The sequence below is a fragment of the Variovorax paradoxus genome (assembly GCF_030815855.1).
GTDB classification, from domain to species: Bacteria; Pseudomonadota; Gammaproteobacteria; order Burkholderiales; family Burkholderiaceae_C; genus Variovorax; species Variovorax paradoxus_M.
Map to the genome: position 1 here is coordinate 1,696,876 of NZ_JAUSXG010000001.1, position 14,495 is coordinate 1,711,370.

General features: G+C 66.2%; 11 protein-coding genes and 1 riboswitch. Of the genes, 2 read left to right on the top strand and 9 right to left on the bottom strand.

All coding sequences use genetic code 11. The features are described 5' to 3' along the window. Nucleotides 1–13 precede the first annotated feature (13 nt). The 3 genes from nrdR to QFZ42_RS07885 form a co-directional block, all read right to left on the bottom strand. Nucleotides 14–457, bottom strand: a complete 444-nt coding sequence (gene nrdR, locus QFZ42_RS07875) for a transcriptional regulator NrdR (protein ID WP_007836918.1) — start codon at nucleotides 455–457, stop codon at nucleotides 14–16. A 21-nt stretch (nucleotides 458–478) separates the two neighbouring features. Continuing rightward, nucleotides 479–1,723 (bottom strand): serine hydroxymethyltransferase, encoded by a 1,245-nt coding sequence (gene glyA / locus QFZ42_RS07880; RefSeq protein ID WP_307700436.1) that lies wholly within the window; start codon nucleotides 1,721–1,723, stop codon nucleotides 479–481. A 41-nt stretch (nucleotides 1,724–1,764) separates the two neighbouring features. After that, nucleotides 1,765–1,891: riboswitch (ZMP/ZTP riboswitch) on the bottom strand. A 41-nt stretch (nucleotides 1,892–1,932) separates the two neighbouring features. Next, complete coding sequence (locus tag QFZ42_RS07885) at nucleotides 1,933–2,790, bottom strand: lytic transglycosylase domain-containing protein (RefSeq protein ID WP_307700437.1); 858 nt, start codon at nucleotides 2,788–2,790, stop codon at nucleotides 1,933–1,935. Between the two features lie 593 nt (nucleotides 2,791–3,383). Between QFZ42_RS07885 and QFZ42_RS07890 the strand changes: the two genes are divergently transcribed. Then, nucleotides 3,384–7,220 (top strand): DUF748 domain-containing protein, encoded by a 3,837-nt coding sequence (locus QFZ42_RS07890; protein ID WP_307700438.1) that lies wholly within the window; start codon nucleotides 3,384–3,386, stop codon nucleotides 7,218–7,220. Between the two features lie 132 nt (nucleotides 7,221–7,352). Next, nucleotides 7,353–10,301 carry a DUF349 domain-containing protein gene (locus tag QFZ42_RS07895; RefSeq protein ID WP_307704191.1) on the top strand — a complete coding sequence of 983 codons (2,949 nt, stop codon included), beginning with the start codon at nucleotides 7,353–7,355 and terminating at the stop codon, nucleotides 10,299–10,301. Nucleotides 10,302–10,379: 78 nt separating this feature from the next. On the opposite strand, the gene QFZ42_RS07900 is transcribed toward QFZ42_RS07895, so the two are convergent. The 6 genes from QFZ42_RS07900 to QFZ42_RS07925 form a co-directional block, all read right to left on the bottom strand. Beyond that, the gene (locus QFZ42_RS07900) at nucleotides 10,380–10,976 is read right to left on the bottom strand and encodes a hypothetical protein (RefSeq protein WP_307700439.1); all 597 of its coding nucleotides are present in this window, start codon (nucleotides 10,974–10,976) and stop codon (nucleotides 10,380–10,382) included. Nucleotides 10,977–11,069: 93 nt separating this feature from the next. Continuing rightward, nucleotides 11,070–11,861, bottom strand: a complete 792-nt coding sequence (locus QFZ42_RS07905) for a M90 family metallopeptidase (RefSeq protein WP_307700440.1) — start codon at nucleotides 11,859–11,861, stop codon at nucleotides 11,070–11,072. An 8-nt stretch (nucleotides 11,862–11,869) separates the two neighbouring features. Beyond that, nucleotides 11,870–12,640: a UDP-2,3-diacylglucosamine diphosphatase gene (locus QFZ42_RS07910; RefSeq protein WP_307700441.1), complete on the bottom strand. Its 771-nt coding sequence runs from the start codon at nucleotides 12,638–12,640 to the stop codon at nucleotides 11,870–11,872. 32 nt (nucleotides 12,641–12,672) lie between these two features. Next, nucleotides 12,673–13,185: a peptidylprolyl isomerase gene (locus tag QFZ42_RS07915; RefSeq protein WP_307700442.1), complete on the bottom strand. Its 513-nt coding sequence runs from the start codon at nucleotides 13,183–13,185 to the stop codon at nucleotides 12,673–12,675. A 29-nt stretch (nucleotides 13,186–13,214) separates the two neighbouring features. Next, nucleotides 13,215–13,820, bottom strand: a complete 606-nt coding sequence (locus QFZ42_RS07920; RefSeq protein ID WP_307700443.1) for a peptidylprolyl isomerase — start codon at nucleotides 13,818–13,820, stop codon at nucleotides 13,215–13,217. A gap of 77 nt (nucleotides 13,821–13,897) precedes the next feature. Next, a complete protein-coding gene (locus QFZ42_RS07925) occupies nucleotides 13,898–14,488 on the bottom strand; it encodes a tetratricopeptide repeat protein (protein WP_307700444.1) in 591 nt (196 codons plus the stop codon). Nucleotides 14,489–14,495: the final 7 nt, after the last annotated feature.

The following is a 14,495-nucleotide window of genomic DNA, read 5'->3' on the forward strand; positions in this document are numbered from 1 at the left end:
CGACGCCTCTTGCTCAGATGTCCCGCAACAGCTGCCTGAACTCGTCCACGTCCTCGAAGCTGCGGTACACGGAGGCAAAGCGGACGTAAGCCACCTTGTCGAGCTTCTTGAGTTCGCGCATCACGAGTTCGCCGACCTTGGTCGAGTCGATTTCACGCAGGCCGCTGGCGAGCAGCTTCTGCTCGATGCGCAACAGGGCGTTGTCGATCTGCTCGATGCTCACCGGCCGCTTGCGCAGCGCCAGCATCATCGAGGCGCGCACCTTGGTCGAGTCGAAGTCGGCGCGGCTGCCGTCCTTCTTGACGACCACCGGAAAGTTGACGTCCGGCCGCTCATAGGTGGTGAAGCGCTTGTCGCAGGCGCTGCATTGGCGGCGCCTGCGCACGAAGTCGGCGTCTTCCGAAACACGGGTCTCCACGACCTGCGTTTCAAGATGACCGCAAAAAGGGCATTTCATGCGGCCAGGTCTTGCGGACGATCAGCGGTAGACAGGGAAACGGCTCGTGAGCGCGTGCACCTTGGCGCGCACCGCGTCGATGTTGGCGGCGTCGCGCGGGTTCTCGAGCACGTCGGCCACCAGGTTCGCTGTGATGCGGGCTTCTTCGTCCTTGAAGCCTCGGGTGGTCATGGCCGGGGTGCCAATGCGCACGCCGCTGGTCACCATCGGCTTTTCGGGGTCGTTGGGAATCGCGTTCTTGTTGATCGTCATGTGGGCGGCGCCCAGCACGGCTTCGGCTTCCTTGCCGGTGATGCCCTTGGCGCGCAGGTCGACCAGCATGACGTGGCTTTCGGTGCGCCCGCTCACGATGCGCAGGCCGCGCTCGGTGAGGGTGTCGGCCACGATCTGGGCGTTCTTGACCACTTGCTGCTGGTAGGCCTTGAACTCGGGCGTCATGGCTTCCTTGAAAGCGACGGCCTTGGCGGCGATCACGTGCATCAGCGGGCCGCCTTGCAGGCCCGGGAAGATCGCGCTGTTGATGGCTTTTTCGTGCTGCGACTTCATCAAAATGATGCCGCCGCGCGGGCCGCGCAGGCTCTTGTGGGTGGTGGAGGTCACGATGTCGGCATGCGGCACCGGGTTGGGGTACACGCCCGCGGCCACCAGGCCGGCATAGTGGGCGATGTCGACCATGAAGATCGCGCCCACGTCCTTGGCCACCTTGGCGAAGCGTTCGAAGTCGATGCGCAGCGAATAAGCCGAGGCGCCGGCGATGATGAGCTTGGGCATGTGCTCGTGCGCCTTGCGTTCCATCGCGTCGTAGTCGATGGCTTCGTTGGCGTCCAGGCCGTAGCTCACCACGTTGAACCACTTGCCGCTCATGTTGAGGGGCATGCCGTGGGTGAGGTGGCCGCCTTCGGCCAGGCTCATGCCCATGATGGTGTCGCCGGGCTTCAAGAAAGCCAGCATCACGGCTTCGTTGGCCGAGGCGCCGCAATGCGGCTGCACGTTGGCGGCGTCGGCGCCGAAGATCTGCTTCACGCGGTCGATGGCCAACTGCTCGGCCACGTCGACGTGCTCGCAGCCGCCGTAGTAGCGCTTGCCCGGGTAGCCTTCGGCGTATTTGTTGGTGAGCTGCGAGCCCTGGGCGGCCATGACGGCCGGCGAAGCGTAGTTTTCGCTCGCGATCAGCTCGATGTGGTGTTCCTGGCGCGCGTTTTCGGCCTGGATGGCAGCCCAGATTTCGGGATCGGTCTGTTCGACCAGGATATTGCGGTGGTACATGGCAGTCCTTTGAAGACGAGGTCCTTGTTCTTCAACCAAACAAGGGCTGCCCAGGCGAACGGCTGAACGCCTGTATGGATGCCAGGCGGCACGCTTCCCAGTGGTATTCCACGTCAGCGCGTGGCACCTTTGGAGGTGCTGCGCCTATCGCCAGTCGCGTACGGGATGGAGTGTAGCTCACGCCATGGATTTGCCCATGGGGCAGGGGCTCAGGAAACTTCCGAAAGCAGTGCGACTTTTTGCGGGTCGGCCGCCGGCTCGGCGGCTTGTTCCCGCTTGGGCGGAATCGCGATGGGAATCGGCTGCGCACGCAAGACAGGCGCCGAGGGTGTCGCCACCGTGGGGGGATTGCGGCCGTTGGCCACCTGGAGCAGGCGTTCGTGCTCGGCGAGAACCTTGTTTGCGTAGCCCCCGTCGTCGTCGAGGTTGGCGGCACCCACGTAGTAGCGCAGGCCGCCTTCGAGCGAGCCGGCGCGGGCGATGCATTCCTGCAGCACCTTCACGCCGACGCGCATGTTGGTCACCGGGTCGAAGGCAGTGAGCGTGCCGCCCGCGCTCTCGTACTTGTCGCCGTGCACGCGGGTCATGACCTGCATCAGGCCCTGGGCACCCACATGGCTCTGGGCGAACGGATTGAAGCTCGATTCGACGGCCACGATGGCGAGGATCAGTGTCGGGTCGAGCTTGGTGCGCTTGCCCAGGTGGTACGCCTCTGCGACCAGCACGCTCAGCGGTTCGGCCGCCACGCGGTACTTCTTGCTGAGCCAATAAGCCACGGCGGCCTGCTGCTTGGGCAGGTCGCCGGGGCTTGCGGCCGTGGTGCGCACGATGGCGGTCGGCTCCAGGTCGGTGGCTTCGGGCGCGGGCTTGCGCGACTGGAGCCAGCCCATGAGCTGCTCTTCGCCGGTCTGGCGCAGGTCGGGCCGTGCCACGAGGGCGAGCGCCGCGAACACGATGGCCAGGCCGACCAGTGCAAACCCGTTGTGGGTGATCTCAAAAAAGCCGTCTGCCACATCGGACGCAAAGGTCCTTAGCCCGCGGGCCGTGGCATCAAACGCCTTGTTCATCGCTCTTCCTTTCTATGCGGCACCTGATCGCAGCGCCCGGAGGGCGATGGATGAAGGCAGCGGCGCTTGGATTGGTACGAATCAGGCTCCGCGCGTGGAGGTGTAGGGGTGAGGGCGCGGCGACCTGATCAAGCCGGGGGAGTTCGGCAGCGGGTTCAGGGGCCCCTGCTGGGTCTGGGGCAGGCCAGGGGCAGGCGGATTCTAGCGTGGCTAAATACTCGGTCAAGCATAAGGATCTATTTTCTTATGTGATTACATATTTAAACAAAACCAACCTTTTGATTCATGCACCAGGGAAATCCCTTGGAGGCGGGGATTGCAATGCAAGCGTCCGACGCCTAATCTAAACAGGCCTGAGTTCTCAGGCGGTTTTCCGAAATCCGGCAGCCCGAGGTGCAAGTCAAGGGCTGGAACGATGGAGGATCCATGGTGGCAATCTCTTGCTGCCAGCACGGCAGGAACCATTGACTTCCGGTCGCGCGAAACGATGGCATGGGTCTTATGCCCGCCATCAAGCCCGGTAATGAGACATTCGTCGAATTGCCGGGCTTTCTTGTTTCTGGCTTCGTCCCTCTTTGCGGCACACTTCCGCGATGGATGTAGCTTCGCTCAAACAAAACAAATGGATGCGACGTGGGATCGTCGCCTTGCTCGTTCTTCTGGCTCTGTGGGTCATTGCCTGGCTGGCGGTACCGCCCATCGCCAAAAGCCAGATCCAGAAGATCGCAAGCGAGAAACTCGGCCGGCAGGTCACCGTCGGCAAGATCGACTTCAAGCCCTGGACCCTCGAACTCGCGCTGAACGATCTCCGTATTGCCACAGCGGACGGCAGCCGGCCCCAGGTGGCGGTCAAGCGCATCTACGCCGACGCCGAACTGCAGTCGCTCGTGCGCCTGGCGCCGGTGATCGACGCGGTCACCGTCGAGTCGCCGGCCGTCCTGCTCACGCACCTTGCCGACGGCAAGTACGACATCGACGACATCGTGGCCAAGCTCGCGGCCGGCCCGCCGCCAGACCCCAAGGCCGAGCCGGCGCGCTTCGCGATCTACAACATCTCGATCAAGAACGGCGCGGTCGACTTCGACGACCAGACCGTCAAACGCAAGCACGAGCTGCGCGATTTCGTGCTCAACGTGCCGTTCCTGAGCAATCTGGCCTCCAAGCGCGACGTCAATACCGAGCCCAAACTCGCCTTCACGCTCAACGGCAGCAAGTTCGATTCGGCTGCGCTCACAACGCCCTTCGCCGAAAGCCGCAAGACCGACGCTCATGTGCAGTTCAAGGGCCTGGACCTGGTGCCCTACCTGGGTTACCTCCCGGGTGGTCTGCCGGTGAAGCTGCAGGCGGGCAGCCTGGATGCCGACTTGAAGATCGACTTTGCGCAGGCGGCCACGGCCGGCCTGAAGATCACCGGCACCGTCGAGGCCCATGGCGCCAAGCTCGGCGACGCGCGGGGACGGGACCTGCTGGGCTTCGATGGGCTCAAGCTGGCACTGGCGGACGTGCGCCCGCTGGAATCGGTGTTTCATCTGAGCGAAGTTGCACTGACCAATCCGAAACTCGCGGTCGCGCGCGATGCGAAAGGCCAGCTCAACCTGCTCGCCACCGATCCGGCCACCGGGGCTGCGGAAAAGGTGGCGGCCCCGGCGCCCGCCGCGGCGGCAAGCGCCCCGGACGGCAAGGCCGCCGCAAAGCCGACGCTGAAGGTTCAGGTCGACAAAGTGGCTCTCAGCAGCGGGCGCATCGGATGGCGCGACGAAACCGTTCAGCCGGCCGCCGCCGTCGAGGCGAGCGCGCTCGGCCTCGAAGTGACCGGCGTCACCTGGCCCATGCAGAAGCCGGCGCAGTTCAACGGCAGCACCGCCATCGGCGGCGCAACGCTCAAGTTCCAGGGCAGTGCCACCGACAAGGTGGCCGATGTGCAGACCGAAGTCGATGCGCTGCCGTTGTCGCTGGCGGCGCCTTATCTGGCGCACAGCCTGGAGCCCACGCTCGACGGCAAGCTCAGCGGGCAGGTCGACATCGCCTGGGCCCAGCCCGATCTCAGGTTCAAGGCGCGGCGACTGGCCGTGGATGGCTTGGCGCTCACCCAGGCGAAGACCGCGCTGGCGAGCGTCGGCCGATTCGAACTGGTCGACGCCGAAGTCGACATGACGAAGCACACGCTGAACGTGGCCTCGTTCACCGCCACCAACCCGAAGGTGCATATAGAGCGCGATAGCGAAAAGCGCTGGATGTTCGAGCGCTGGCTCAAGACGCCGGCCGGCGGAGCCGCGGAGGCTAAGGCGGCCGCGTCCAAGCCCGCGGGCACCGGGCCAGCGCCCGGCACCAATGCCAATGCCAATGCCAATGCCAATGCCAATGCAAACACCAAGCCCTGGGCGTTGACCATCGGCACGTTGGCGGTGGCCAATGGCGATCTTTCGTATGCGGACAAGGCCAGCGCCACGCCGGTCGCGGTCGAGGTCACGGCCCTTGATCTGAAGGCACAAAAAGTCGCACCTGACACCAGCACGGTATCGCCCTTGGAGATTTCAGGCCGTATCGGCTCGCGGCGCGGCGAGCCGGGCCGCTTCGATTACAAGGGCCATGTGGTGCTGAAACCGCTCTCGGCCGAAGGCCGCCTCGACGTGGCGTCGTTTCCCGCCCATGCCTTCAAGGCCTACTACGCCGATGCACTCAATGTCGACATTCGCCGCGCCTTCGCGAGCTACCGCGGCACCGTGCGCTATGCAAGCGCACCGGCCGGCATGACCTTGAAGCTGGCCGGCGACACCGCGCTCGACGACTTCCGCGCCAACAGCGTCTCGCTCACCCAGTCGCCCGGTTTCGACCGCAACACCAACCAGCTGCTGAGCTGGAAGACCCTGAGCCTGCGCGGCCTGCAGGTGAGCATGGCGCCCAATGCGGCACCGGCGGTCGACGTGCGCGAAACCACCCTGACCGACTTCTTCGCCCGGGTGATCGTCGACCCCACCGGGCGGCTGAACCTGCTGAACCTGACGAAGAAGGGCGAAGCGGAAGCCAATGCGGCCGCCGCGACCAGCGCCGAGGCGAAGACCCGCAGGAGCCTGGGCGGAACAAGCACCACCACCCGTACTCCGCCGCAGTCGGGCGGCGCCCCGGCGTCGGCCGAGGCCATGGTCGGCGGCAGCCCCGAGCCGGCCAGGCCGGCTTCGGCGCCTGTTGCCACCGCGCAGGCCGAAACCGATAGCGGGCCCAAGCCGGTCATCAACTTCGGCCCGATGAGCATGGTCAACGGCCGAATCGACTTCACCGACCTGTTCGTCAAGCCCAACTACTCGGCCGACCTGAGCGAACTGACCGGCAAGCTCAGCTCCTTTTCGTCGAACCCGCCCAAGGGCGAGAGCGGACGCCCCGCGCTGGCCGACCTGGAACTGCGCGGCAAGGCGCAGCAGACGGCCGCGCTGGAAATTACCGGCAAGCTCAATCCGCTGGCCAAGCCGCTCGAGCTCGACGTCACCGCCAAGATGCGCGATCTCGACCTGGCCCCGCTGTCGCCGTACTCGGTGCGCTATTCGGGCCACGGCATCGAGCGCGGCAAGATGAGCATGGACGTCAACTACAAGATCGCGGCCGACGGCCAGCTCACGGCCACCAACAAGCTGGTGCTCAACCAGTTGCAGTTCGGCGATGAAGTGCAGGGCGCCCCCAACAGCCTGCCGGTGCGGCTCGCGGTGGCGTTGCTGGCCGACCGCAACGGCGTGATCGACGTCGACCTGCCGCTCAGCGGTTCGCTCAACGATCCGCAGTTCAGCATCGGCCCGCTGATCTTCAAGGCGATCGTCAACCTCGTGGTCAAGGCCGCGACATCGCCGTTCAGCCTGCTGACCGGGGGGCTCGGCGGCGGCAGCGGTGAATCGAGCACCATCACGTTCGAACCCGGCAGTTCGGTGCTCGGCACCAGCGCGAAAGAAGGCCTGGACAAAGTCGTGAAGGCCTTGGTGGAGCGGCCGAACCTGCAGATGACCGTGGTCGGCACTTCCAGCCTCGAGCGGGAGCGCGAGGCCTACCAGCGCCAGCGCCTGCGCCAGCTGACCCAGGCCGAGAAGCGGCGCGCGGCGGTACGCGGCGGCCAGGCGGGCACCGACGTGCCGCCGGTTACCGATGCCGAATACCCCGAGTTGCTGACCGCCGTGTACAAGCGCTCCGACATCACCAAGCCGCGCAACATGGTCGGCTTGGCCAAGGACTTGCCGGTCAAGGAAATGGAAACCCTGCTGCTCACGAGCATTCCGGTCGACGAGGAGTCGATGCGGCAGCTGGCCGTCGAGCGCGGTGCCGTGGTGCGCGACTACCTCCTGGCGCAGAAGCTTCCGAGCGAACGCCTGTTCCTCGGCGCCGTGAAAACCAAGGCGAGCGGGGCCGACTGGAAGCCCGGCGCCGAACTCGACCTGGCCATGCGGTGAAGAAGAAGAGACACTTGGTTTTTTTCGCGCGCTTGCTATATATGTAGGCAGCCCGCCCAGCCTTCCGGCAGTCATTTGGCTGCTGTCCCGGCAGGGAATTCAACCGCCCGCCACAACTGGGTGAAAATGTCGATGTGCGCCGGCCTTTGCCGGCGCCTTCGCTTTCTCTCTTCAGACAACGATCTCGCGCAAGTGACCTCTACTTCTTCCAAGCCACACGACCTCCAGGCCCTCGACACGCTCACCGGCGGCGCCTTCACCGCGCCAACCTCGGGCGAGCGCGCCGCGCGCATCCGCGACTGGCTCGCGGGCAACCCCGCGCCCGAGCAGATGCAGGAGGTCTTCAAGGAGCTGAGCGGCCGCGACAAGGGCGCGGCGCGCCTCTTGCGCGAAAAACTCGACGAGCTCAAGCGCGCCAAGGGCCAGGAGGCCATCGCCGCCGAATGGGCCCAAAAGGCAGAGGCGCTGCTGGCCCAGTCCAAGCTCAACATCGCCGATGCGCTCGCCTGGCAGCGTGACGCCGCCAAGGCCGGTGCGCCGCTTTCGCGCGAGCCGCTCGCGGGTTTCAAGGTGCAGCTCGCCGAGCGTGTGAAGGGCATCGAAGACCTGCAGCATCGCGCGCAGGTGCACCGCGAGGCCGCGGTGCTGCTCGCGCAGCGCTTCGAAGTGCTTTCGACCAAGGGCTGGCAGGACGCGCAGGCCGCCGAGGAATCGCTGCGCGCCGACGTGAGCCATTGGCAGCAGCAGGCGGCCGACATCACGGCCGATGCCAACTGGAACAGCCTCGACGCCCGCTTTGCCCCGCAGCTCGAGTCGTCGAAGGCGCAATTGCTGGTCGTGTCCGACGCGTTCCATGCCGCGCTGGCGCAGGCGCAGGCCGCGGCTGCCGATGCTGCGGCACCGTTGCCGCCGGTGCCGGTGTGGGCCGACGAACTCCGCACCGCGCGCGGCGAAGTGGTCGCGCCCAAGGCGGCGCCCGCCAAACCCGCGGCGCCCAAGGTCGATCCGTCCGTGCGCGCAGCGGCGCAAGAAGCCGTGCAGGCGGCCCTTGCCAAGCTCGAACAGGAAACCGCCGAGGGCCACGGCAAAGCCAGCGCCGGTGCGGCCGCCGCATTGCGCGCGGTGCTCAAGGAGCACGGCAAGCTGGTCGATGCGCCGCTCGAAGCCCGTGTGCATGCGGCGCTGGTGGCAGCGGGCGAACTCGAAGGCTGGCAGCGCTGGAGCGCCGACAAGGTGCGCGAAGACCTCGTCGCCAAGGCCGAAGGCCTGCTCAAGCGCCCCGAAGGCCAGGCGCTCGGCGGCCGCAAGATGCAGGAAACGCTGCGTTCGCTGCGCGACCAGTGGAAGCAGGCCGACCAGGGCGGCGTGCCCAACCATGCGCTCTGGAAGCGCTTCGACGAGGCCTGCAACGAAGCCCACAAGGTGGTGGAGGCTTGGCTCGAAAAGGTTCGCGCCGATGCGGCCGAGCACCGCGCCCATCGCGTCGCCCTGATCGAAGAAGTCAAGGCCTGGGCGGCCGAGCATGCCGACGCCACCGATCTGAAGGCGCACAACCGTGCACTGCACCAGTTCGCCGACCGCTGGCGCGATGGCGGTCACGTGGGCGAGAAGGTCTTCGCCGAGCTGCAACCGCTATGGAACGAGGCATTCGGTGCCGCGCGCGCTCCTTTCGAGGCGGCCCAAAAAGCCAGCATCGAACGGCGCCAGGCCATGATCGCCGAGGCCGCCGAACTCGGCGCTCAGCCGATGCTGCGCATCGATGCCGTCAAGGCCTTGCAGCAGCGCTGGCAGGCCGAGGCCCAGAGCGTGCCGCTCGACCGCCGCCACGAACAGAAGCTGTGGGACGCATTTCGCGCACCCATCGACGAAGCCTTCAATCGCAAAACGGCGGAGCGCGAGAAGTCCGCGACCGCGATGAGCGAACATGACCGCCATGTGCTCGAGGCCTCCAAGGCGCTCGACGCTGCCAACGCCGGCGGCGACGTGCAGAAGATCCGCGCCGCCATCGCCCGGCTCGAAGCCGCGCTGCGCGGCGAGGCGCCCCCGCCGGCTCTCGCCACGAAGGCGGAGCCGGCAACCGCCGCATCCAGCGACGGCCCCCCGGTCGGTGCCACCGACGTGGTTGCACCCGGACAGGCCGCAGCCGAATTCGGCGAAAGCGCCGAACAGGCGCCGGGCTCGAGCGATGCGGAAGCCTTGCCCGGCACGCGCACCGAGTCGGCCCCGGCTGCCGCCCCCGACCTCGTGGCGCCGGACGACGGCGCCGACTCTTCGGCGCGTGCCGACGGCGCGGCGCATGAAGGCGACGAAGCCGCTTCGGCCGAAGAAGCCAAGGCACCCCCTGCGCCGCCGAAGCCGGCCCCCAAGCCCGTGGTTGCCGTTCGCGGCGACGACCGTCCCGGCAACAAGAAGGCCGAAGCCGCTCCCGCAGGCCGTGCCGGTGGCCGGTTCGGCGACCGGCGCGATGGCGCTGGTGCCCGTTCCGGACCGGGCGGCCCGGGTCGCCCCGGCGACCGCGGCGCGCCCCGTCCCGACGGCCGGGGTGACCGCGGTGACCGCGGTGCACCGGCCGGACGTTTCGGCGACCGGCCGCCGCGTTTCGAAGACCGCGGTCCGCGGCTCGGCGACGCGGCCTTCCGGGCGCAGCGCGAAGCGCTCGAGCGTGCGGACATGGCGCTGCGCAAGTTGGCGGCCCAGGCCCACGGCGAAGCGCTCACGCAAGTGCTCGGCGCCTGGGAGCAGCGCGATGCCTCGAAGCTGCCCAGCGTTCAGGAACTGGGGCGCGCGGTAACGCCCGCGGTGCGCAGCGGCTGGTCTCAAGCCATCGGCTCGGCCCCCAAGGCCGCTCCCGATGAAGCCGCCGAGGCACTGTTGCGCCTCGAAATGGCCGCCGAAGTGCCGACGCCTGCCGAGCAGCTCGATGCGCGCCGCGCGTTGCAGCTCAAGCTGCTGACGAAGCGGGGCGACCCGGTTCCAGCCCAGACCTGGGGCCAGGATGCTGGCAAGGTGCTGGCTGCAGCGCACGACGCTGCCAGCGCACGCCGCCTGCAGAACGCGCTGAAGGCGCTGCTGCGCAAGTAAGGCGCCGACGCCCGGCCATGAAAAACGGCGCCCCGCGGGGCGCCGTTTTTTTTGAGGCGCTCCGGCCGTTGCAGGCGGTTAGACCTTCTCGCCGATCGTGGGCATCTGCACCATCGCCGCTTGCGCTGCCGCGTAGCCGCTGGCTATCTTGCGCCGGATGAGCAACCCGCCAATGCCCAGCAGCAGCGCGAGGGCACCGACGATCAGTGTGCCCTTGTCCGTGGCGCTCGACGCCGCGGCCTTGTCCTTGGTTTCCATGATCTTCTGCACGTCGGCCAGCGTGACCACCGGCTGGCCCTTGAGCTTGACCTCGTAGACCAGGTTGTTGTCCGAGGGATCGATGCGAACCTCGATGGCTTCGTCGATCAAGGGTTCGAGCTTCTTGCGGCCCACCGCATAGTCCACGCGCCATTTCTCGGTGCTGCCGTCGGCCAGTTTGGCGTCGAGCACGAAATAATGGCGGGTGGTGCTGCCGCCGCGGCGGCGCTTGGCGGTTTCGGTGATCTCACTGCCGCTGACGACAGTCCCGCGCTTGGCAACCAGATCTTCCACCGCCGTGCCATGCGTGTCGGCGCCGGCCTTGATTTGCGCGTACGCCGCCCACCCCAGGATGCCAACGCCAAACAGCAGCGCGATCCATGCCTTGCCGGTGAGTTGATAGAACCAATCCCTCATGTTGTTTACCTTTTTTCCGAGTTGATAACTCGTGAATGGTAAGGGGTGAATTGCTATCGATCGAGTAGCGAACTACTTAAGCTGGGCGTAGCTTTACGCCTGTTTAGGAAGAAAGAATTCATCAAAGAGCGCGAGCACTTCGGGGAAGTCGCGCCCGAACGCCGCGCGATTCACGAAATAGGCTTCGCAGGCCACCGCGAAGAATTCGCTGATCGAGACCGCGCCGTAGTCGTCGAGCCATGGCGGCTCGGCGCCGAAGCGATCGGCGAGGATCGTCTTTTCGCGAAAATCTTCATAAGCGGGCTGCAGCACCGCAAGCCAGGCGGCGCGGGCTTCCCGCGCATTGCTCTTGCCGGCAAAACCGGGCGGTAGCGGCGGACAGCCATCGGCGTCGCCTCCGCGCATGTCGATCTTGTGGGCGAATTCATGGATCACGACGTTGTAGCCGCCGTCGCTTGTGATGCTGCTCGCGAGCACATCCTGCCAGCTCAGCATCACCGGCCCGCGGTCCATGGCTTCGCCGGCCACCACTTCGTCGTACTCGTGCACCACCTGCGCTTCGTCGACGATCTTTCGGCGGGCAACGACCTCGGACGGGTGCACCACGATGCCGACGAAATCGTCGTACCAGTCCAGCCCGGCCTTCAGGTTCAGTACCGGCAGCACCGCTTGTGCGGCGATGGCCAGCGCGACCTCATCGGTGATGACGAAGCCCTGGGTGCCATGGAATTCCTTGTCGCGCAGAAATTCGGCCGCGAGGATACGCAGCCGTTGTTGCGCGGCATAGGGCAGTTCGCCAAGGAACGCGTAGCGCTCGAGCGTGGACTGCCAGGCAGCCTCGGGAATCGGGGGCAGGGCGCGCAAACGGCGCAGCCACTTGAACATTGCGGCAGCTAGCGCAGGTCGACGCGCTGTGCGCCAGCGGGGGAAAGGCAGAGCAGCTGCGCGCGCGGCGGATGGGCCGCGGCGTCCCAATCGCTCAGCACGATGCGCTTGAGACTGTCTCCGAGATCGTGGTCAGCGGGCCGGTGCGTATGGCCGTGCACCAGCGTGCCTGCGCGCGCCTGCTGAAGCCACTGGCGCGCGGCACCGCCATCCACGTCGGCCCAGCGCGCTGCCGGATCGCGCTTGCGGTCTTCGCTTTGCGCGCGCATGGACCGCGCGAGCGCCCGGCGCTCGGCCAGGGGCCGAGCCAGAAAAGCGGCCTGCCATTCGGGCGTGCGCACCTGGGCGCGGAACTTGAGGTAGTCGGTGTCGTCCAGGCAAAGAATGTCGCCATGGCTCAGCAGCCAGCGTTCACCGTGCAGCACCAGCACCGTGGGGTCGTCGAGCAGCGTGAAGCCGCACTGGGCGGCGAGCGCCGGGCCGACGAGGAAGTCCCGGTTGCCATGCATGAAGTACACCGGCAGCCGTTCGGCGGTGCGGCGCAGCAGTTCGGCGCAGCGGGCTTCGAAGCCGGGCAGGGCGGCCGCGTCGTCGCCCACCCAGACTTCGAACAGGTCGCCGAGGATGATCAGCGCATCGGCCGGTGTGGTCTGCAGATAGCCCTGCCAAGCCTCGAAGGTGGCGGGCTCATCGGCCTGCAGATGCAGGTCGGAAATCAGGTCGACGGTGCGCCACGTGGGTGGGGCGAGCAGTTCCCTGAAAGCCGGATGTGCCGCCATGCCGATGCTGCGCCTGATCTCGTGCGCGGTCGTTACTCGGAGACGACGACAGCCTTTTCGATCACCACGTCTTCGAGCGGCACGTCGTCGTGGAAGCCCTTGCGGCCGGTCTTCACGGCCTTGATCTTGTCCACCACGTCGGTGCCGCCGGTGACCTTGCCGAACACCGCGTAGCCCCAGCCTTGGGCCGAAGGAGCGGTGTGGTTCAGAAAGCCGTTGTCGGACACGTTGATGAAGAACTGCGCGGTGGCCGAGTGCGGTGCGCTCGTGCGGGCCATGGCCACGGTGTAGTTGTCGTTCTTGAGACCGTTGTTGGCCTCATTCTCGATTTCAGCGCCGGTGGGCTTTTGCTTCATGCCGGGCTCGAAGCCGCCGCCTTGCACCATGAAGCCCGGAATCACGCGATGGAACACGGTGTTGTCGTAGTGACCGTTCTTCACATAGCTGACGAAGTTTTCGGCCGATTTGGGCGCCTTGGCGCTGTCGAGTTCGAGCGTGATCACGCCGTAGTTCTTGATGTGCAGTTCGACTTTGGGGTTGCTCATGAGGAGTCCTTCTTTCGGATGTTCGGAAATTACTTCGCCAGCGTGGCGGACTTGATGATGATGGGCTCGAGCGGCACGTTCTGCATGCCGCCCTTGTTACCGGTTTGCACGGCGCGGATCTTGTCGACCACGTCGGTGCCCGACACGACCCGGCCGAACACCGTGTAGCCGTAGCCGTCGGGGTTGGGCGCGTTGAGCGAGTCGTTGTTCTTCACGTTGATGAAGAACTGCGAGGTGGCCGAGTTCGGGTTGCCGGTGCGCGCCATGGCGATGGTGTACCTGTCGTTCTTCAGGCCGTTGCTCGCTTCCAGCGCGATGGGCGCGCGCGTGGGCTTTTGCTGCATGTCGGCCGTGAAGCCGCCGCCCTGGATCATGAAGCCGTCGATCACGCGGTGGAACACGGTGCCGTCGTAGTGCTTGTCGTTGACGTATTGCAGAAAGTTTTCGACCGTCTTGGGCGCCTTGGCCTGGTCGAGTTCGACCAGGATGTCGCCGGCCGAGGTGGCGAGCTTCACGCGCGGCCCGGCCTGCTGCGCATGCACGGCACCGGCCAGGGCCAGCGAGGCCACCAACGCGAGCGCGCCGCGGCGGCTGAATCGGGTGGACGGGGAAGTGAAGAAGGCTTGGGTCGTCAAGGAAAGCTCCGTGTGCGAATGATGTGGGGTGCAAGCCCGGCAACGCAAGTTGCCGTGGCCAATGCACTGGCGGCCAGTTACTTGCTGGGGCGGCCGACCGGCTTGCGGACTTCCGGCGGAGCGGCCGGCAGGGTGGCGGCTTGCGCCTCGGTCTTCGGGTTGAAGATCTGGCGGATCAGCGAGAGCTTGGGCGCAACGCTGGCGTTGGTGCTGGCGAATTGCTGCGCCCGCACATACTCCTGGGCTGCCAGGCGCGCATAGACGTCGCCGAGATTTTCATGCGCGGTGGCGTAATTGGGGTTGAGTCTGAGCGCCTGCTCCAGCGCGGCGCGTGCCTGATCGAACTTGCTCTGCGATGCGTAGAGCGCGGCCAGGTTGTTGTACGGCTCGGACAGTTCCGGAAAGTCTTGCGTCAGCTGCGTGAACGCGGCGATCGCCTCGTTCTGTTTCTTTTGTTCGGTGAGGATCACGCCCCGCAGAAAGCGCATCTGCGGATCGCGCGGCTTGCCCGCAATATAGGCATCGGCCTTGGCGAGCGCTTCGTTCGACTTGCCTTGGCGCAGCAGCGTATTCACGTCGTCGTAGTCGTTGGCGTACGCGGCGGAACCCCACAGGCTGAAGAGCAATGCGAAGGCGATGGAGAGTTTGGAGAACGCGACGTGCTTCATGAAGCCT